General features: G+C 34.7%; 15 protein-coding genes and 1 pseudogene. 12 read left to right on the top strand and 4 right to left on the bottom strand.

The genetic code is table 11. The features are described 5' to 3' along the window. The first annotated feature begins 159 nt into the window (after positions 1 to 159). The 10 genes from AAGD69_RS06535 to AAGD69_RS06580 all read left to right on the top strand — a co-directional run bounded on the left by AAGD69_RS06535 (position 160) and on the right by AAGD69_RS06580 (position 14,817). Complete coding sequence (locus AAGD69_RS06535; RefSeq protein ID WP_341812078.1) at positions 160 to 3,729, top strand: peptidase M2; 3,570 nt, start codon at positions 160 to 162, stop codon at positions 3,727 to 3,729. A 317-nt stretch (positions 3,730 to 4,046) separates the two neighbouring features. After that, positions 4,047 to 4,388, top strand: coding sequence for a hypothetical protein (locus AAGD69_RS06540; protein ID WP_341812079.1), 342 nt, complete (start codon positions 4,047 to 4,049; stop codon positions 4,386 to 4,388). 64 nt (positions 4,389 to 4,452) lie between these two features. Further along, positions 4,453 to 4,692: a hypothetical protein gene (locus tag AAGD69_RS06545; RefSeq protein WP_341812080.1), complete on the top strand. Its 240-nt coding sequence runs from the start codon at positions 4,453 to 4,455 to the stop codon at positions 4,690 to 4,692. Between the two features lie 805 nt (positions 4,693 to 5,497). Continuing rightward, positions 5,498 to 6,019 (top strand): cytochrome b, encoded by a 522-nt coding sequence (locus tag AAGD69_RS06550; RefSeq protein ID WP_341812081.1) that lies wholly within the window; start codon positions 5,498 to 5,500, stop codon positions 6,017 to 6,019. A gap of 5 nt (positions 6,020 to 6,024) precedes the next feature. Further along, entirely contained in the window at positions 6,025 to 7,065 is a 1,041-nt protein-coding gene (locus AAGD69_RS06555) for a nitronate monooxygenase (RefSeq protein ID WP_341812082.1), read from the top strand. 104 nt (positions 7,066 to 7,169) lie between these two features. Beyond that, positions 7,170 to 8,552 (top strand): hypothetical protein, encoded by a 1,383-nt coding sequence (locus tag AAGD69_RS06560; protein ID WP_341812083.1) that lies wholly within the window; start codon positions 7,170 to 7,172, stop codon positions 8,550 to 8,552. Between the two features lie 101 nt (positions 8,553 to 8,653). Then, on the top strand, positions 8,654 to 9,025 hold the full coding sequence (locus AAGD69_RS06565; protein WP_187297371.1) for a hypothetical protein: 372 nt from the start codon (positions 8,654 to 8,656) through the stop codon (positions 9,023 to 9,025). Between the two features lie 44 nt (positions 9,026 to 9,069). After that, a complete protein-coding gene (locus AAGD69_RS06570; protein WP_341812084.1) occupies positions 9,070 to 11,424 on the top strand; it encodes a type VI secretion protein in 2,355 nt (784 codons plus the stop codon). Further along, the gene (locus tag AAGD69_RS06575) at positions 11,405 to 14,311 is read left to right on the top strand and encodes a hypothetical protein (protein ID WP_341812085.1); all 2,907 of its coding nucleotides are present in this window, start codon (positions 11,405 to 11,407) and stop codon (positions 14,309 to 14,311) included. Before AAGD69_RS06570 ends, AAGD69_RS06575 begins: the two co-directional genes overlap by 20 nt. A gap of 113 nt (positions 14,312 to 14,424) precedes the next feature. Continuing rightward, positions 14,425 to 14,817, top strand: a complete 393-nt coding sequence (locus tag AAGD69_RS06580; protein ID WP_341812086.1) for a hypothetical protein — start codon at positions 14,425 to 14,427, stop codon at positions 14,815 to 14,817. A gap of 107 nt (positions 14,818 to 14,924) precedes the next feature. Here AAGD69_RS06580 and AAGD69_RS06585 read toward each other — a convergent pair whose 3' ends face one another. Beyond that, positions 14,925 to 15,266: an SH3 domain-containing protein gene (locus AAGD69_RS06585; RefSeq protein ID WP_341812087.1), complete on the bottom strand. Its 342-nt coding sequence runs from the start codon at positions 15,264 to 15,266 to the stop codon at positions 14,925 to 14,927. Positions 15,267 to 15,486: 220 nt separating this feature from the next. Here AAGD69_RS06585 and AAGD69_RS06590 point away from each other — a divergent pair, with 220 nt between their 5' ends. Beyond that, positions 15,487 to 16,833: a pyruvate dehydrogenase complex dihydrolipoamide acetyltransferase gene (locus AAGD69_RS06590; RefSeq protein WP_341812088.1), complete on the top strand. Its 1,347-nt coding sequence runs from the start codon at positions 15,487 to 15,489 to the stop codon at positions 16,831 to 16,833. Between the two features lie 79 nt (positions 16,834 to 16,912). Then, entirely contained in the window at positions 16,913 to 17,242 is a 330-nt protein-coding gene (locus tag AAGD69_RS06595; protein ID WP_341812089.1) for a hypothetical protein, read from the top strand. A 36-nt stretch (positions 17,243 to 17,278) separates the two neighbouring features. Here AAGD69_RS06595 and AAGD69_RS06600 read toward each other — a convergent pair. From AAGD69_RS06600 to AAGD69_RS06610, 3 genes and pseudogenes are all read right to left on the bottom strand, one after another. Then, positions 17,279 to 18,113 (bottom strand): annotated as a pseudogene (locus AAGD69_RS06600) (transposase family protein). A gap of 802 nt (positions 18,114 to 18,915) precedes the next feature. After that, positions 18,916 to 19,773, bottom strand: a complete 858-nt coding sequence (gene ubiA / locus AAGD69_RS06605; protein ID WP_341812090.1) for a 4-hydroxybenzoate octaprenyltransferase — start codon at positions 19,771 to 19,773, stop codon at positions 18,916 to 18,918. Between the two features lie 3 nt (positions 19,774 to 19,776). Next, positions 19,777 to 20,193 carry a ribosome-binding factor A gene (locus AAGD69_RS06610; protein WP_341812091.1) on the bottom strand — a complete coding sequence of 139 codons (417 nt, stop codon included), beginning with the start codon at positions 20,191 to 20,193 and terminating at the stop codon, positions 19,777 to 19,779. Positions 20,194 to 20,200: the final 7 nt, after the last annotated feature.

Below are 20,200 nucleotides of genomic sequence, written 5' to 3' on the forward strand. Positions count from 1 at the left end.
AGATTTTTTTTGTGGTCAAGCTATATCTTACATTGTTCATATTAAATTAATTACTTATATTTCTTCACTAAGATATAGACTATACCAATATGAAAATTCACACTTTTTTAGTAGAGATCACCTTATATTTGAAGAGTTAATAAATTAGAGGTTAGAATTATGATAATCAATCAACAAATAAATAAAAATATAACTAAAGAAGAATACTTTAACAATAACGGCAAAGGGTTTAATTCGCCACATGTTGTAGAAGTTAAAGATTTAAATATTAAAGTAGAAGTTTATTCTCATAATTTAAGAGCAAGTAAAATTGCAACAATTGAAAGTGAGATAAAAGAAACAGCTACTAGTTTTAAAGATACATTCAAGTTAGAACACAGCAACTCAGAACAAACATTTAAAATTTATATGTTTGATGACAAGGATGATTACACTCACCTTGGCGGAAGCGAGCGTTTCGGTTCTTACCTTGGAGATGAGGGTGGTAAATGTTACTACAAAGGGGAAGCTGATGTTTTTGCTGAAATGCATGTCTATCAGCAAGGTGGCGTTCATAACCTTCAGCATGAATTTGCACATGGTTTAACTTACTTGGCTACAGGAGGTAAGCACCTACCTACAGTATTAATGGAAGGAATTGCAGATTACTTTGAGCATCATTCAGATCATAAATTCAATTCTCAAGGATCAAGTATCGACAAAACTGAAGCTGCAAATTTGGATTTAGATAAAATTTTAAGTTTAGAATATTCAAAGGACAGCGAAGCAAATAGCCTGGTTTATAAAACAGGTCATGCGTTGATAATGTACTTACAGGAAAAAGATCCTAGTTTATTAAGAGACTACCTAGATGCTTTACGTCAAGGTAACTCAGATGAGTCAAAAAGTTTCTTGAAAGATATAAAAGGACATGATGCTGACTTCAAAAGTTGGCTTGCTGAGAATGATACAGAAACTGCAATGGAACATCTCAACGCTTTGCAAGTTACAAAAGGAGATTTTATAGCAACTGGTCAAGAAATAGTGGGTGGAGAAATTAAAAATATATCCTACTATAAAGCAAATATAGAAAAAATAGATGGAGAAAACGTTGGAAGTTTTTCTCCTGTAGAACATGTATCATTTTATGATGTTGCTCGTGCTATAAATAGGGCAACAAATGATAACCTCGATATATCAAAGGAATATCATTTCTTAAAGGTAATCAAAACTTCTGATGGACAGGATAAATTAACTTACTCTGATCAACAAGGTAATGAATATCAAAACAGTCAAGAGTATAAAGATCAGGCTTTAAGGATGCTATCAAAATATGGTGAAGATCTAAGAAAATCTTACTATAATGGGAAAGAAGACTTAGAAAAAATACGTGCGAGCGAGCTAGAAGACTTAGATAAGCAGAAGGATATAGAATATGATGATGTGTTGAAAGGCCCGCGTGAACAGGAAGAAACACAGCATCATGATGCATACGAGCAATACAAAAGAGGAGAGATCTCTTATGAGAAATTTGTAGAAAAATGCAATTCAGCCAGCACTAATTATCGTAATGAAGATAAGAGATTATATAGTGCTACACAAGACAAATATACACAACTGAAAGATGCAATACTAGATAAGTATGAAAATTTAAAAAGTACCTTGCTTGATAAAACCATAAACACTGGCTTAGAACAAGTAAAAGCGACTAAGAACATCGACGTAGAAAAGATGTTAGAAGAGATGATCAATATCGATTCAAACTTGATAAGAGGTACAAATCATATTGATCTACAAGAAGGTAAGATTTTTTCTATGCAAGCTCATGGTCAAGGAGATATGGGTGCACTGTCTATATATGACGGAAATACAAAGCTTGGAGAATTATCGAGTGAATCAGGATTTTTTAAGCAAGTTGAAGGTCAAACTAAAGAAACTTTCGTTTTTGAGGATATATTGCACAACTTAAATACTCAATATGATGGTGGTGCTTATATGGCTATTACAAAAGAAAATAGTCATTATAAAGCTTCTCTGATAGATGGCAGAACAGTTGAACGCGATGAATACTTTGATGAAGCACATTTACATGAAAATGAATTGTTGCACCCCAGCACTGGACATATTCAAAAAGATTTAGATTCTCTGCTCCTTAGAGGTACCAAAATTTTGAATCATCAAGATTCAGAGCATGCACAATATTCTGATGAGCAAAAGGCAAATGGAGTAATCGTGGAAAAAGGAACATTACTGGATAATAAGGGAACAGATAGGACAGACGACGATGTATATGAAGCTGTCGTAAAGCAAGGAGACGAGCGCTTACATGAGTTCAAAAATATGGGCTTTTATATTACCGAAGAGGTGAAAAATGAAAGAGGTGAAATTACAAATGGAAGTAACTTGTTCATTCATGATCACGGAAAAAATGTGCGCTATCAGTTACCTGAAAAAGTTACTCATCTAAAGTTAGTGCAAAAGGATGGACAATATAAGTTAGCACCATCTGATTCTGAAGGGAGAGAGTATAATGTCATACCAGATGAATATAGATATATAGATCCAATATTTGCACATGAATATGAGAAGAGAGATTATTCCCATAAACATGTAAATATAGGCCTTATAAACTTAGAGAAATATGGCTCTGGCAAACTTTTTGCTATAAAGTACGACCCAAATGATTACCACATACAAAGAAACTCTAGCGGTGAAATAGTTAGAATAAAAGATCAAGCATATTTCACTAAAGTAAAACTATTTGATGGTGATACTGATGAAGAAATTGGAATGTTATCTAATAATTTCCATAACTTCAAAGGGAAAATATTCTTTTCCGCTGACTACAACTACAGTTATAACGATTTCCTCGCATCTGTTTCTCCTCAAGTTGAAATTGAGGACATGGGGAATGGAAGTAAAAAAATAACTTTCGATCAAGGTGATGGCGATATCGGTGATACTAATAGAGGCTACACGGACTATCAGAGAATATTCACAAAAGAGAAACAAACCGAAAGTCCAAAAGGGCAGGTAAGTGAAACTAAGACAGAAGTTGATACGTCACACATGAGCCATAGTACTACTAATGTTGTTGCTGAAGAGAAAACTGCATCAAACGACAATAGTGAAATGCAGTCTGATCAGCCACAAATTCCAACAAGGGCAAAAAGGTCAGCTTCAGTGGAGGAGAAAGAGCAGGTGTTGAAAGATACAATTCTAAAAATAGAAAAGAGTCGCGAGCAGGACTCAGAAGGGAAGCACAAGGCAAATGTAACCATAGATTATTACGACATAAAAGCCTTATCTGATAGAGCAGAAGGAGCGGAAAAGCAATCTGTGTTAGATTTTTGGAACAAACTGCACACATCAGAATACAAGGTTGGTGCTTTGCCGGAAGACAAATACTATTTTGAAAAAGGCAAATTCGTAATCCACGATAGTGGCACAAAGAAACTTATAGTGTTACCTGAAGATAAGGTGTCCATCAAGATAATGAAGGACGGTGATAGTTATAGTTTAGCTATATCAAGTGGTAATGGCAAAGTAATAAGCAGCATTAGTAAAATAGATAATCCAAATTACGAATTGCTGTCAGATTCAAGTCATTTCAATTTAGGGGAGCAAGATAATATTGTATTATCAGATCAACATCACGAATATAATCTTTATCTAGAGAATGGCTTTGCGAAAATGTTCGATTGCGCAAGCGACCACATTTATCACGACCACAACTCGGCGTACATTTAATACATACAGGGAGGCAAGTATAGCTGACCCAAGCAACACGTCATACCGCGATTCATTCGCGGTATCTCTTAGCCGCTAACAAGTAGCGGGATGACGGTTGTCAGGCTAGCTGTCATCCAAGTAGCTTGACTACTTGGATCCAGAAAACTTAACTTCAAATAAGTGACTGCATAATAAAGGCTGGATTCCAGACTGGAATGACAAGAGAAGAATTCTAAAATGAAAAGTTTCAAGGAAATCTTATGTAAAATCTAGCATTAACGAAAATTATACTTTTTTCATGCATGCTATGGTTTTTGTAATTAATGGAGGGTGATATGCCGGCTAGTTTAAAATTTAAACAAGTAGATGGACAAACTGATGCAGCAAATACAGGTGAGATTAAAACTATAGTTTATGAAGATGCTGCACAGAATAAGTATACCTTTGGTGTAGACAATAATACTGATGTTTTTAGCACTTTTAAGTATCAATCTCATAATGGTAATGAAATAGATTATAGTCCTTTAGCAGTAGAATTCATGACTAATGGTGCAGTTGCTAAATTATTAGGTAAGCTAACTGCAACCCCAGATACCTTAGGAGCTGATGTTACCGTTATAAAAGGTGCTGTAAGTAAGCCTAATTTAGAGGATAAGCTGAAGAGCATACAAGATTAAGACTGATAAGATTACAGATACCTTAGGATCTGATGTTACTGCTATAAAGACTAAGACTGATAAGATGCCTGCTGACTTAAACACTGAGTTAGGTAAGTTAACTGCAATAGGAAATGCTATAAATGGTAATGGTAACGTCACTGAAGCTGCTAAAGGTGTACTAGAAAGCAGTTTCAAGCAAGATATTACGGATGCTGGAAAAGATGGTAGTGAATGGCTTAGAAATGAGGTAAAAGAGATAGTGTCACAACCGTCCTTTAAGATTCCAACAAGTGATGCTGCTGCACTTAATTGGACTTGGTAATACAGCTCAGATCCAAGTAGTCACGCTACTTGGATGACACCTATAGCTCTGTCATTCCAGCGTGTGACGCTGGAATCCAGGAAAGTTTGCTTGTAAGCAAGCAAACTTATTTGGTGAGTATAAAAGCATAGCTAACGCGAGCTCTACGTCATACCGCCGCGGTATCTCTTAGCCGCTAACAAGCAGCGGAATGACGAGCTTATCGTCATGCCACCGCGAACCGTCATACCGCCACGAATCGTCATACCGCGATTCATTCGCGGTATCTCATCCGCTAACACATAGCGGAATGACGAATTACTTGACCTTTACAGGGATGACAGTTGTCGTTTAGTCATAAATACTTAAGAAATTTACTAAACGAAAAAAAAGGCAAAAGAAGCCCCGTGGTGCGAGTTTTGACCCTATAATCATTTAAACTGGCGCTGTAATAATGTGCTAACGCTTAAATTAAGCGCGGTTTGGCTGAATGTAGAAAAAATTTAAAAGACATGCAGCCGCTATAATTTTATGTAACCCGCCAAAAAATACCCTAAGTTTTTTACTGAATTTTGTCATTGAGCCTACAGGTCAAAAACAAGTTTTGAGTTATAAATACCCTTAATACTACAATAAGGGAGCTGACGGAGTTTTCAAGGAAGTTTTGCATTTAATCCTTTTCTATGGCTTAGGTGCCGGCCAGCTACTTGACTCCCGGCTGGGTCGAATTTGTATAGCTACATTGTCGGTAAATCTAAATTGCTTTAATAATTTTGATTGAAAAATAGTTTTTCTATTATATAAATGCTACTTTAGGGTAATCAAAATGGAAGACGATAAATATAGCCTAGGTTTAAGAGTTATCCATTGGTTGATGACTGTTTTTATTATTGGTATGCTTTGCTCTGGACTTTACATGAAAAGCTTACCACTTAGCAATGAGATTAAGTTCAACATATACGCTATTCATAAGGCTTGCGGTATCACTATTCTTGGACTAATCATAGTACGCATATTTTTTCGCGTCTTTACTTATGCTCCACCATTTCCAGCAAATTTCTCTCGATTTGTAATCAATGCAAGTAAAACAGTACACTTTGGTTTATATTCTTTAATGGTACTAATGCCACTATCTGGCTATGTTATGTCTTCTGCTTCTGGCAAAAAGATCAAGTATTTTTTTCATATCCCTTTGTTGATTAATCAAAACAAAGATCTAGCTAACACGGCTAATCAGCTACATTCGATGCTTGCATGTTTTATGGTACTCTTTATAATCTTGCATATACTTGGCGCTTTGAAACACACATTTATAGATAAGCAAAACATTTTTAAACGTATGATATAGGTTATATGTTAAGTAGCCTCTGGAAAAAAGGAACAGATTTTCTTGGTAGTGAGTTTGCGATAATGGGTGGTGCTATGAGCTGGGTTTCAGAGAGAAACTTGGTTTCGGCAATCTCAAACGCTGGTGGTTTTGGTGTAATTGCATGTGGTGCAATGTTTCCAGACCTATTGAAAAAAGAAATCATAGAGACACAGGAATTAACTAACAAACCATTTGGTGTAAACCTAATTACTATGCACCCAAAGTTGAGTGAGTTGATAGATGTGTGTATTGAAACGAAAGCAAGCCATATAGTGCTTGCTGGCGGATTACCAACGAAGCCTAATATAGAAAAAATTAAGAGTGCAGGCATTAAAGTTATGTGCTTTGCACCAGCATTAAGCCTTGCGAAAAGGTTAGTAAAAATGGGAGTAGATGCGTTAATAATAGAGGGAATGGAAGCAGGCGGGCACATAGGGCCAGTTAGCACTTCTGTTCTCGCACAAGAGATATTGCCTCATTTTAAAAATGAACAAATACCAGTGTTTGTTGCAGGTGGAATAGGAAGAGGTGAAATGATAGTTAATTACTTAGAAATGGGGGCAAGTGGCTGTCAAATAGGTACATTATTTGTCTGCACTAATGAGTCAATTGCCCACAAAAATTTTAAGAAAGTGTTTATTAAATCAGCCGCACGTAATGCAATACCTTCTGTACAGATAAGTGCTGATTTTCCTGTAATTCCAGTAAGAGCTATAGCCAACAAAGCAAGTGATGATTTTATGAAGCATCAAAAAAAAGTTATTGATGAATACCAAAAGGGACAGATCTCAAAAGAAGATGGGCAGCTTGAAATAGAAAAGTTCTGGGCTGGAGCTTTAAGAAGAGCAGTAATTGATGGAGATGTTGAAACGGGATCTTTAATGGCCGGTCAAAGTGTTGGCATGGTTGATAGGGAAAAGCCTGTAAAAGAAGTGATAGACATATTAATTCAACAGACAAATAATTATATTGATAGCAAATCTGTAGAAGTAGAAAACCCAGTAGTTAGCAAAGCAAATGGTTAGCAAGTTGCCATTAATTATCCATAATATGGCATAATTGCCCAGTTTTAATGTAAAATTAACGCTAAAGAGGTATCTATACATTTTATTATGTATGGAGAAATGTTATGCCTGTTTCACCTAATAAAATAGAAAATTCTACTGAATCTTGGAATGACGCAGATTGGAATTTGTTCAACATTATACGTAAAACAGTAAAAGAAGATCAAAAAGCTGTGCAAGAGACTGCCGGAAAATGCAAAAGGTTGTTCAAGCAAAAAAATAGTCCTGCTAATCCTAGGGAGGTATTAACTAAATTAGGAGAATTACTTAGAGCAGGACAAGATGAGCAGGCTCTCGCAAAACATATAAATCTGTCCAAGCAAGGAAACAGTCCTAAAACACCAGATGAATTAAAAGAATCACTGAAAAAACAAAGAGAAGATTATGAGTGTTACATCCAACACTTTCTTCCAGCGTTGCAAGCAGAAATAACAGAGTCAAAAAAACTAGACTCAAAAAAAAAGGCAGCAATAGTACAAACAATTTTGGATATTACTAACAGGAGCAGCAGTGTAAGCTCAATACCAAATGCTGTTGAAGAAAATATTGAAGATCAAATGCAGCTAAAACATATTGAAGAGCAAAACAACACACAAGAAACACCCTTGAATGTAGCTGAGAAAAAAAGTGGTGATAATAAAATACTTAGTAATTCAGATGTTACAGAGGAAGTGTTTGAAAAATATAGCAAGGTTGTGGAAGAAATAGAGGAGAAGCAAACTTCTAAACTCAGTAGTGACAGTGAATCAGATAGTGGAATAGACTCACCTAGAACGAGTAAAGAAAGTTTGAAATCACCAGTAAGTAGCAGAAGGAGCAGTTTAACTTTAGTAACAAGCACTTCATCTGAGGAAAGTGTAAACTCAATACCAAGTGTTGCTGAAGAAAATAATAATCTACAAAAAGAGAATGAGAATCAAATGCAACCAGAGCAAGCTGCACCAGAAGAGCCACAGGTGCAAGAAAGTGTAAACTCAGATGGTCAAGCAAATCCAGATCAAGTTAAGGAGGAGTTATCCCAGGTGTCATTACAGCAGGTAACTGAAGCCAGAGGAGAAGAATCAAAGATCCCAGTGTCACGCACTGGGATGAAAGATGATGACCACACAAAGGATCCAGTGAAATCTGAAGAAAAAAAGGACAAAAAAAATACCATTACAACTGTGCAGAAACTTCCTGTGAATGAGAAAAAGGGTGAAGATATTCCACTTAAACAACCCAATAACAGAAATCTTCACGTTGCACTTGTAGCAGGTTGTGCTCTTCTAGCAGTCGGGTGTCTTGTTGCAGCAGCAATAGCAAGATCAGGAATATTGTGTGTCATAGGAGCAGTATTTGCTATAGCGGCAATAACTACATGGTGTTTAACCCCTTCAAGTGAATTAACATCCACCAATTTGAGTCGTCCTGTTGATGATAAAGAGCTTACAGCATGTTCACGTCTGTAAAAATTAAATATGTGTTACTTGTAGTGGATAAGTGAATTCAGTTCTTGCCTATTGATATAAAAGTTGTTATATTTGAGGAATATTTAAAGGGTATTTAGTTGATGCGCATTCAATTGAATAAAGTTTTGGTTTTTATAGCCTTATTAAGTTTCATTTTTGCATCATATTCTAGCGAAGCTTCGGTGAGTGATGAATTAAAGGATGTACAAGAAACGGTAAAAGATTTTATTTCTTCGTTTTCAATTAAAGATACTGTAGAAAATATGAGTCCTTCAACAATCATAGGGTTGTGTATAGCTGCGGTGATACTTGCAGTAGTGTTCAGAGGTCTAATCTTTTTTATGATAATGTTTGGTGTACTGATCATGATGTTTGGTAGTACAGAAAAGGCAACAGACTACTTAAAAGAAAAATTTAATTTTGCAAAAGATATAAAATTACAATCCGATAGCGAAAAAAAAGATAAAAATTAAGATAGTATTTTTATCTTTTTTAATTATCTTTATTGAATACGCATATGCAGCTAAAAGTACCAGCAATTAACTCTAAGTTTGAAAAAAAGAACAACTTAGCATTACTAGAGAGCATTGATTTAGATTTCATTCCTTATGCTTGTCATTACAATAAAGAAACTATACTAACAAAACAGGGAGAGTTGTTAAAAATAATCAAGTTAGAAGATTATTCTTCTGTTGATAATTACAGCGACCTTAGAACTGAAATTAGAAAAAACATATCAAAAAATATTAATAGCCTATATTTTACCGTTTGGATTCATACTGTCCGAAAGCGCAATAAATTGAGCTTAAAATGGAATAAAACTGAAGACTTCTCTGATAAGCTACATTCAGCGCGGTTTGATAAACTCACTGATAGTAAATTACAGTATATAAATGAATTATATATTGTAATATTGTTTAGCGATTTTGGTAAGCATACTAATAATTCATTTTTTTTTAATAGAATAAAGAATAAGCATAAGCTGTCTTTACAAGAAAGTCACCAGGAGTTGCAAAAGATAACTGACTTAATTCACGATGATTTAGGACCTTTTGGAGCTAAAAAACTGGGTCTAAGATTTAGTGAAGGTAAAATATATTCTGAAATGATAGAATTTCTCCACTATATTGTTACATTAACGCACAAAGATTATCCAATACACGAAAGGGACCTGTCGCAATATATTAGAAATTTTAAAATAGCTTTTGGTTTCAATACGTTTCAGACAATCTTTGAAAATCAACAGAAATTTGGCTCTGTTTTCAGCATAAAGGAATACCGAGAAATCTCCTTAGGCAATATAGATAGGTGCTTGCAGCTTGAATCTGAATTTATCATTACAGAAATAATGATATTTACTAGTAATAGTAAGGCAATAAAAGAATTTAATAAACAAATTAACATGCTGCAAATTAGTGAGGATAATACCTTACTTAAAAGCTCAGGAATTGAAGAAATAATAGAGCTTGAAAAGACCTCTAGTCTAGACTTCTGCCAACAGAAAATTATTTTTACAATATTTGCAGACGATAGGAATAAGTTAGCCGAAAATATTAGTGATTTATCTTCTATAATGTCATTAATTGGCTTCATGATATTTAGAACTGATCTACATATGGAAAGTCATTTTTGGGCACAACTTCCGGGCAATTTTACCTTTATTACACAACCGAAAAATATATTAGCAAAATATGCTTGCAGTTTTGCTATGCTGCATGATTTTACGTCAGGTACATTAAAAGGAGGAAGGTGGAAAGAAGCGGTAACAGTTTTTTTCTCAAAAGAAGGAAATCCTTACTTCTTTAATTTCCATGGAAAAAGAAATAATGGCCATACTACGATACTTGGAGCTCCAAATTCAGGCAGAACTTCACTCATTAATTTCCTATTATCAGAATCAAGAAAGTTTAACCCAAGAATTGTCATATTGGATAACACTGGAAAGTCGATAATTTTTACTAAAGCAGTGAGTGGTAAATATTATATAATCGATCCGAAGTATAAGGACAAAAGCCTAAAATTTAATCCACTAAACATTGAAGATAGTGCTTCCAATCGCAATATGTTGGTTGAACTGATCAAAAGAATGGTAGCCGATACGAGCTTGGTGGACGTAGAAGAAAAGATAAGAAAAATTGTGGATTCTATATTTGCTATACCCAAGGAGTCACGTTCTATTGCGCAAATTTCTGAGGTGCTTTTGCTCCTCGGGGATAAAATAAGTAGATGGTGTGACGGTGGTGAGTTTGCTTACTTATTTCAAGATGGTAATGAATCAGATATTGACTGGGAAACAAAAATTATATCTCTCAACACCGCAAACCTCACAAAACGAAAAGAATGTATGTCCGTGATACTTTACTATTTTTTATATTCTTTTGAGGCAAAATGTGATGGATCACCTGCAATACTTGTTTTGGATGAAGCATGGGAGATAAGTAATATTTTTCCTACAGAGAAAGAGTTTGATAACTGGATGCAAAGAATGACGGAACTAAATGTTGTGGTAATCCTAAGTACTGAAAATTTAAATCTCGCATTTGCTAGCAAATTTACTCAATATTTAGACAAGCATGTTGATACAAGAATCTTGATGCCGAACATCAATGCAAATAGATTATACATGAAGGCATTTTCTTTATCAAAAGAGGAGCTGAATATAATTCTGCAGACGCCAACACAGGAAGGTTTATTTTTGATAAAGCAGTATAAAGGGTTAGTAACTTTAAATTTAGATTTAAAGAATATGCAAGAAATACATGTACTTTCAGCTAACAAAGAGACTATAAAGTATATGTACGAGGCAATAAAGGAAAAAGGAGAAGAAGTTAATGAGTGGTTACCGGTGTTTTATGAGAAGTGTAAAGCTTAATTTCTTATTGATGTTCTTTTTGATACTTGGTCTTTCGTATCAAGGATATGCTGATTGTCCGCCTCTTGTAGAGAGTAATAGTACACTTGAAGCTGGAGGCAAAAAAGCTTTGGAGGGTTTTTTAGCAATTTTTACTTTTGGTACTAAAGGTAGTTTTAAAGTTGATGAAAAGCTATACCAATATATTACAGTAAGACAAGTAAAAGACCAAGGAATTGATGGTTATTTTAATCCAAAGATTCAAGTCTGTGATTATGAAGGAAAAGATAATTGTTATATATTACCTAGTGGAACATCCTGCCGCCAGATATATGGTACACAAGATACAGGAGGTAAAGTCTCTGCAGCAGTGTTTATTGATTGGGAAGGAGATAAAACATCTGTTAATGCAAAAATAGCAGATAGTCTTGAGTGGGAATGGGCAGACAATGTTACTGATGAAGAAAAAACGAAGTTTGCTAAGTCTCCTAAAATATGTGCTTGTAGCCAAAAAGGCGCTTGTATGGGTAGTTCTGCATGGTTTTCAAGAGTGCTTCAGGGAGAAAATATTTTCCGTCCAGGGGATATGGAAAACGTTTGTGATACTTGTTCATCATGGAGTAAAGGAAAGCAAAAGATAAAATGTGCTCCTGTACCACTTGCACCTGGCCCCCCTCCGTTTTGTGAACAACTTGCGATGTCGCCTCCACAAGTTAGAATTGTTCCTATAACAGATAAAGATAATGATTACTTCAACCCTAAAGTTAAGGTAATAGCTGGTGATCTAATAGAAGAAAACGGAAAGATTGGAAAAGAATTAGATTTTCCCAGAAAATACAAAAAAGATAAAGCTGAGGAGCTCCCTACTTCGGATGAAGTTAGGAAGCATTCTATTTTGGATAAAGATGGCACGACACATTACTTCAAAACTTATAGAGAAAAAGATAAGCTCTGTGCTGAATACCTTGGAACTCAAAGTATAGATGAAAAAAATCCACAGTTCATCCGCTGCTTTCCGTCACCACCTGCTCCAGAACCTGAGATAGTGAAGATAGCAAATAAAAACACGCTAGAAATAAAAATGAAGATGAATAGTGATATCTGTAGTGAAGTACCTGGGAACTACAGTAATGATGTTTGTATTTTTGATATTAACCGCGATGGAAAAAAAATTGGCCCTCTGTCTTTGAAAGTGGTAAAACCAGCAATAGTAGCAAAAACGACTGATAGTAATAACAAAAAAAGTTATATTGATAATATTATAGAAGGTATATTAGAAAGTAATCCGCAACAATTTAAAGTTCTGAAAGAATATGGCTATGTTCCTGATATTGAAACGGAATGTGAAGAGTTTCAAGGAAATAAATGCAAATTGAACAGCTTAGGACGTCCAAAAATAGAAGTAAAGTATAAAGAAAATTCTAACAGTAAAATGCTTTGTCTTTCTGGATGGCAGACAGAACCAGAGGAGTTTGTTCTTGAAAGAGAAAATAAAATAATACCACTAAAATTAATGGGAACAAAATATATTCAATACAATGCTGTTTACTCAAAGGAATCAAATCGGTTCTATTATCTTCCAAGCAAGGAAAGGGAAATAGTCGACCTCTTAAAAATAAAAAGACTTCAAGATCAGCTGGATAAAATAATATTTAATAAGCAAGGGTATGTTTTCTTCCCTGACGAAAATAAACAGGAAAAGGGAAAATGCAGTTACTGCGTGGATTACGATAAAGACATAGATGAAAAATTTATAAATAACAAAGTCAAAGTAGTATATAAGTTGATAGATACAGAGCATAAAGAAGGATGTGAGCAAGGCTATGATGGGTGCATCTGCTTTAATGGAACATGTAGCCGTTCAACACAATATGAAAAGGGTGATCAACCATTTTACTTGAAAGTTTCACAAGATGAGAATGGCGTTGTCACGCAACTAGAAGCACCAATTAAAGCAAACAGAACAGAAGTTTTTTACGCTAATAAATTGTGTAGGTTCGATTTAGAAGGTCTCAAAAAAAAATTAGAAAAGATAAAGGAACAACTGAAAAATAAGAAACAAGAACTTGAAAATAAGAAACAAGAACTTGAAAATAAGAAACAAGAACTTGAAAATAAGAAACGAGAGCTTGAAAAAAATAGTGAAAAATCCTATAAGCCTGAAGATGGAAATGTTTATACAGATGACTTATCAATAATGTTTGACCGTGTTGAAATAGAAGCGTGGGGAAGTGGTGAAGCAGGTCATATAGTTAATATAGCAAAGTCCAAAGAAAGCAGATCAGGAATGCCAGGAGATTATATTAAAGCTCAATTGAAAATTGATCCTAATTATCCTCGAATTAATATTCGAGTTACAGAGGGAGGGGGTAACCAGGAAAATAACTCCTCAGATAAGGACGGGGGACCTATTTTCATAAAAATGTGCAATTCGCAGAAGCAACATTGCAAGCCACTGATTATTGTTGCAGGTGGAGGTGAGTATAGAACATACGGTGGTAAGGGTTATAAGGACACAATAATTCATGAACCGAGTTTAGAATTAGAAAAAACAGTTATACCAACAAATGCATTGAAGTCTACTGAAGATAATAAAATAACATATATAGAAGATGGTGAAGTCAAATATGAAACAGTAGAGTGTAAAAGTGGTTTTAGAAGCAGTAGATCTGGTGCAGGTGGTTGCATTGATAAAAGAAAAGGAATTTATGGTAAAGGCTCTCCAGGGTATGTGAAGATTAGACCTATTATAAAGGAATTTGACAAAAAAGAAATAAATGATGCTATTGAAAAAGTGACAAGAGATATATATGATCTTGAAGCTATGACTGATTTTTCGACGAAGGACCTTAACGTGAATATAAGAGAGAAAGTTGAAGAGGAAATCAAAAAAGAATTGTTAAGGTAAAAAGATATAACTCTGAAAATTATGCTCTTGTTTTAATAATTAATTAAAACAAAGCATGTAGTAAATGGGTGTATCTTAACAAAAAGGTATAACGAATGTAAGGAGGGTACTTTATGTCTCTAAAGAATAAAATTTCTGAGCTAATAGAACAACAATTTAGCATTAAATACCATGACAATTATTTGGCTTACACTATACACAAGTGGGCTGCAAATGAAATATCTAATTCTATTGCTTTTTGCATAATTGGTTGTGGAAATTGCAAGATTGGATATCAAGATGTTGCAAATTCATTCAACATAACAAAAGAAGAAATTGATCAAGGTAATATTGCAAGCATAGAAAGCAAAATAAAAAGTGAAGCTAAAAAATCAGGTAGTGAGTTTTCTGAGTTGATTTCTAGAATGGATCAATCGCTAAGAGAACAAAGTGGAAAGTCTATTGTACAAATTTTAGATTCATCTGCTGAGGAGATGTTACAGAGTTTTTGTGACAGCACTATATAGCAAAATAATTCTCCAGAACCTCAAGAAGTTAGTGCAACTCCTGCTTCATCTGAAGAGTCTGCTACAGAAGGTTTGGAAACTACTACTAATCAAGGTCTTTCGCCAGTCTAATCAACTCCCCATATAGATTCTTTCTGTACCCATGCTTTGCGTTTCGATGAGGACAGCAAACACCATTTTTCACTGCATTTTTTTATTTCTATTACAACAAACTTGTCTATTTTCATAGTAATCTTGCTGCCTACACTCTGTTTTTGATATCCATAAGTATCTTCTTTTATCATTGCGTGGTGCTTATCACTAAGCAGATTGCCTTTTATCCATCCGCAGTCTTCATCTATATCGCAGACCTTTTTCCAACTCTCAAACTCTTCTATCACTTTCAGGGGCAGATTTTTGCAAGTGTATATCCATTTTACAGGATAGTGAAACCCTGGCCCCGTTCTCATGTTGATTTTATTTGATTTGGTTGAAACAAAGTTATTAGCAAACAAGCTATGGCTAAATAATAAAAACAATAGGATAATAGTACTGAACCAAGATCCCAGTGTCACGCACTGGGATGACGTGAGGGATAGTGTAACAGACTTATTCATCATAATTCACGATTAGATTGACATAAGATAAAGAGTAAATTAAAAATTGAATAGATCTTTAAATGCAAAATCAATGCCTATAGAAATATTAATGCCTTCTCTTTCACCGACAATGAGCAAAACTGGAGGAAAAATTGTCAAGTGGCATAAAAAAGAACAAGACAAAGTTGAAGTAGGCGACGTAATTGCTGAGATAGAGACTGATAAAGCCATAATGGAGTTTGAATCTTTAGATGAAGGAGTTTTAGCAAAAATTTTAGTAACAGAAGGAACAAGTGGCGTGCCTGTAAATCAACCGATAGCTTTAATGCTGGAAGAAGGAGAAGATGAAAGTGCACTCGGTAACTATGTTTCAGCTTCTGCTACCAATATTGAAGCTAAGAAAGAAGTTGAAACCAATCCCTCAGTGCCATCCAATTCCTCAATGTTACCCAACTCTTCAATATCATCCAACCCTCCAATGTCATTCAACTCTTCAATATCATCCCAGTGCTTGACACTGGGATCCAACTCCTCAATGTCATCCCAGTGCGTGACACTGGGATCTAGAAAAGAAGAAGATACTAATACAACAGAAGGTAGAACAAAAATAAGCCCATTAGCTAAGAAAATAGCTCAAAATGAAGGGGTTAATGTGCAGCAATTAAAAGGTACAGGACCATATGGTCGCATAATTAAGGCTGATGTGTTGGAGTCTTTAGGTAGTGGTACACGCATTGAAAGTCGTGAAAAGCCTGAGGAAGATACCATGGTTGAAGTAAGCAATATGCGCCAAGTGATAGCACAGCGCTTAACTGAATCCAAACAGAATGTTCCACATTTTTATTTAACTGTAGACTGCCAGGTTGATAAGTTAATATCGTTAAAAAACGAGATTAGCTCAGCAGATGAAAATAACAAAGTAACAATTAATGACCTAATCATAAAAGCTGCAGCTTTCAGCATGAAAAAATTTCCTGATATAAATTCTTCGTGGATAGATAATAAAATACTTAAATACTCAAATGTAGACATTTCAATCGCTGTGGCACTTGAAGATGGGCTAATTACTCCTATAGTAAAAAATGCTGATAAAAAGGGTATTTTATCTATATCAAAAGAAGTGAAAGATTTAGTAAGCAGAGCAAGATCTGGAAAATTAAGACCAGAAGAATTTCAAGGAGGTGGGTTTACTATTTCCAATTTAGGAATGTTTGGTATAAAAGCCTTCAGTGCTATAATCAATCCGCCGCAATCTTGCATTATGGCAGTTGGTGCATCCAAAAAACAACCAATTGTTATGAATGAGAAAATAGAGATAGCAGAAATAATGACAGCAACACTTTCTGTTGACCATAGAGCAGTTGATGGAGCATTAGGAGCAAAATTTTTAAATGCCTTTAAGCATTATATAGAGAGTCCTCTGGCGATGCTTATTTGAAACCTATTAACATCGTTATTACAAAATTAATACCTCTAAGTTTATAATTCTACTAGTTAATAGGCTTAGAGGTAAAAAAATGAATACTACAGTAGAAAAAAATAATCCAAAAATTTTTCCTAAAAATGAAGGAAAGATTAACTCAAAAGGCATGGTTGCCCCACCGTTACCACCAAGAGCACCAGAGACCAAGTTATCGTCGCAGAATGAGTTAGAAAAAATAGTAAAGCTTAAGAAAGTTGCTCCACCTGTTCCTCCGAAATCTTCCCAAGCTAAATTTGCTGGAATAAAAGTGATTTTTGAGCGAAATGCATCTCATTCCCAAGCAAATGATAGTAATAAAACAGTAAGTAGCAATCTTGGAAGAACATTTGGCCCAACAATAGACCTGCTGAGAATCAAGCAATAAAAAGAAGGAAAGGAGGGTGACTAAAATCAAGGTTAACTAAAAGGCGTGCTTAAGATTCACAATACCAGCAATAATATTGAACCTCAGGTTGTATTTTTTCTGAAAATTGCGGTAAATATGTGACATAATCTTAAATATCTTTATCTCACGGATCTTATTTTCTACTCTCATTCTAAATGATGCTAATCTTCTATTATGCTCTTTCTGCTCTGGAGTTAATGGCTTTTTACGATACTTTTTATATGGAATTATAACATTGCTTTGCAATTTTTGCCAACCTTGATATCCAGAATCGGCATATTTTATGCTATCGATTGGTAAATATTTTTCTTGTTTCCTTATGCGAAAATCATTAATTCTACCACGATATGAATTTGACACTGATAAAATTCTTCCACCTTCTTCGATAACAATCTCAGTTTTCATAGTGTTGGTTCTTTTTTTTTCCTGAATATGATTTCTTCCGTTTTTTACTATCTTCTGGTCTCTGTATTTGCTGTTCTGTAACATCAGCCAGAATCTTCAGTATTTTTTCTGGTGTCATACTTCTATCTTTTGTTATAGTAACTTTTTTGGCAAGTAATGGCTCTATTTTCTTCAGTAACCTAAATACATTTGCGTTGTGAACATTGAACAGGCACCCTAAAAATCTATGTGTTATGTAAGTGCGATAGTACAAAATTACGCAAAATAACTTATCTTTTAGAGTTGGTAGTTGTGATCTTCTACCATGGCACTTTTTCTGTTTTTCAAGTCTTTCCCACCCAGACCTCACTTTTTCCACTACCTTTTCGAACTCCTCTATAGTTAAACCTGTTATATTACGAAAGTTTCTTGGGTGTTTCTTCATGTTATAGTAACTAAAGCTCATTTTTTTACCTTACTCAATCTGCTTATTCTTCTTCTACTTCTCTCACATTATTTTTTCAATCACCTTTTGCAGCAGGTCTATCTCTAATTTACTTTTTGCTTTTTTCATAGTAACTCCCTTATTATAATTTGTAATAGGGAAACGCTTCAGCTTGGAACGGTTAGATAATACAATCTCCTAACCGAGGTAGCCTAAAAAACTCCATCAATGATTTGACCGTTCCTCCCAAAACCATGCTAAACGACGGGCACTTATGGCACCAGTGAAAATTTCGGTTATAACTGCAGAGGCGCTTCCTATACAACTATACTTAAAAACTACTAAAAACTTAAATTGAGGAGTTTCTTCCTGGTTTGACAGATTTCTTCTGTTCGGTGCTATACGCTTAATAACCGCGATTCAGCTGCTTTTAAGCCGCAACTAATCTAAATTATAAACGTTAAGAAATTTACTGAGCGGAAAAAAAGGCAAAGAAACCCCAGGGTAGCTAGTATTCAAATTCTCCCTTGTCTATTTGACGTCTTTTACTGTCTTAAACGCTTTATAAGCGCGTTTCGGCTTGTATAGGTAGAAACCTAAAGTTTTATAAAGACATGAGGTGCACATAGTGCAAAAAATTAAGGATGATTTACGCCAAATACATTAAGTTTTTTTGTCATTAATCCACTGCAGAGATTGCGAAGATAAATAAATAGCTTCAGTTTCATGATAAGGGGGCTGGCGGAGTTTTGTAAAGCAAGTTTTTTCGTTTCTGCGAGCTACCTGAGTTTATTGACTTCATTAGAGCCAAAACTCTTGAGACCTAGGTGATAATTCTATCTAAAAGGATGCCAAAAAAGAGAAGCAACCCTATGTAGGAATTATTTTTAAATATGGACATGCATTGACTGGGATCGTCAGGATTGAAATTTTTGTATTGGCGGTGAAATATGAACCCTACAGCAAGTAGAGCAATATAAAAGATGTTATTTAATGATGATAAGATACCAGCATATAGCCACGTCATAAGAGATATTAAATAAAATCTTTTCAACCAAGATTTTGTTGTATCACCAAAATATAATGCGGTAGATTTCATTCCGAGTTTTTCATCATCTTTTTTATCTTGATGAGCGTATATGGTGTCATAGCTAAGTGTCCAAAAGATGCATCCTATATAAAACAGCAAGGATTCTATACTGATCTGGTTTATTATTGCTGCTGAGCCCATGAGCGATCCCATATTGAAGGTAAACCCTAAGAACAATTGTGGCCACCAAACATACCGCTTTAATAAAGGGTAAATAGCTATCATACACATTGAGATTATTCCAAGTATGAGTGTGGTTTTATTAGTTAACAATAAAATTACCAAGGCGATAGATAGTAGCAGTGAGAGTAAAACCAAAGCCTGCTTTATGTTTAATGCACCACTTGCAAGTGGCCTATATTTTGTTCGTTCAACGTGTGCATCTATTTCCCTATCGAAAATGTCATTGATTATGCACCCTGCAGGTCTCATTAAAAATGCACCTATAGTAAATAAAACAAGGAGAAAAAGAGCCTGATACGATAGAGAAGTTGAGGCTAAAAGAATACCGCTCAAACTGGGAAATAGCACAAGCCACAAACCTGTTAAACTGTGCAGTCTCATTAATGAAAAGTAACGGTTGAAATACATTAATTAAGTGTGATTATGTAATATTTTGCTTACATTAACAAAATTATCGAACGCTAAATCAGGCTTGAAAACTAACTCAGGTATAAATCGCAAATCAACATAACACAATATAGATTTACGTATTGACCATGCAGATTGGTTCATTCCATTAACAACAGTGTTAATATCACAATTATCCTCAGAAGGATCTCCAGTGCGTGATGCTGAAATCCATGTACTTTTTTCTGAATCTGAGTAGTCAGCTACTTGGATATTCAATAAAGATAACACAATATATACATCTGCTTTTTTCAAATCTTTACTTAATTTTACGTCAGATACCGCTACATTTTTATTGAACACCTTACCTTCCATTAGGACTCTTGATATTGCTCTATGCAATACCGATGCTATTTTTAGGTTTCTAATTTCCTTTTTCATATCCATC

This window comes from Wolbachia endosymbiont (group A) of Conops quadrifasciatus, assembly GCF_964027015.1.
Classification (GTDB): domain Bacteria; phylum Pseudomonadota; class Alphaproteobacteria; order Rickettsiales; family Anaplasmataceae; genus Wolbachia.

What these genes read in the sequence shown, in the direction of transcription:
- AAGD69_RS06535 (WP_341812078.1), top strand. Translation starts at nt 160, where the DNA reads ATGATAATCAATCAACAAATAAATAAAAATATAACTAAAGAAGAATAC.
- AAGD69_RS06540 (WP_341812079.1), top strand. Translation starts at nt 4,047, where the DNA reads ATGCCGGCTAGTTTAAAATTTAAACAAGTAGATGGACAAACTGATGCA.
- AAGD69_RS06545 (WP_341812080.1), top strand. Translation starts at nt 4,453, where the DNA reads ATGCCTGCTGACTTAAACACTGAGTTAGGTAAGTTAACTGCAATAGGA.
- AAGD69_RS06550 (WP_341812081.1), top strand. Translation starts at nt 5,498, where the DNA reads ATGGAAGACGATAAATATAGCCTAGGTTTAAGAGTTATCCATTGGTTG.
- AAGD69_RS06555 (WP_341812082.1), top strand. Translation starts at nt 6,025, where the DNA reads ATGTTAAGTAGCCTCTGGAAAAAAGGAACAGATTTTCTTGGTAGTGAG.
- AAGD69_RS06560 (WP_341812083.1), top strand. Translation starts at nt 7,170, where the DNA reads ATGCCTGTTTCACCTAATAAAATAGAAAATTCTACTGAATCTTGGAAT.
- AAGD69_RS06565 (WP_187297371.1), top strand. Translation starts at nt 8,654, where the DNA reads ATGCGCATTCAATTGAATAAAGTTTTGGTTTTTATAGCCTTATTAAGT.
- AAGD69_RS06570 (WP_341812084.1), top strand. Translation starts at nt 9,070, where the DNA reads ATGCAGCTAAAAGTACCAGCAATTAACTCTAAGTTTGAAAAAAAGAAC.
- AAGD69_RS06575 (WP_341812085.1), top strand. Translation starts at nt 11,405, where the DNA reads ATGAGAAGTGTAAAGCTTAATTTCTTATTGATGTTCTTTTTGATACTT.
- AAGD69_RS06580 (WP_341812086.1), top strand. Translation starts at nt 14,425, where the DNA reads ATGTCTCTAAAGAATAAAATTTCTGAGCTAATAGAACAACAATTTAGC.
- AAGD69_RS06585 (WP_341812087.1), bottom strand. Translation starts at nt 15,266, where the DNA reads ATGAGAACGGGGCCAGGGTTTCACTATCCTGTAAAATGGATATACACT.
- AAGD69_RS06590 (WP_341812088.1), top strand. Translation starts at nt 15,487, where the DNA reads ATGCCTATAGAAATATTAATGCCTTCTCTTTCACCGACAATGAGCAAA.
- AAGD69_RS06595 (WP_341812089.1), top strand. Translation starts at nt 16,913, where the DNA reads ATGAATACTACAGTAGAAAAAAATAATCCAAAAATTTTTCCTAAAAAT.
- ubiA (WP_341812090.1), bottom strand. Translation starts at nt 19,773, where the DNA reads ATGTATTTCAACCGTTACTTTTCATTAATGAGACTGCACAGTTTAACA.
- AAGD69_RS06610 (WP_341812091.1), bottom strand. Translation starts at nt 20,193, where the DNA reads ATGAAAAAGGAAATTAGAAACCTAAAAATAGCATCGGTATTGCATAGA.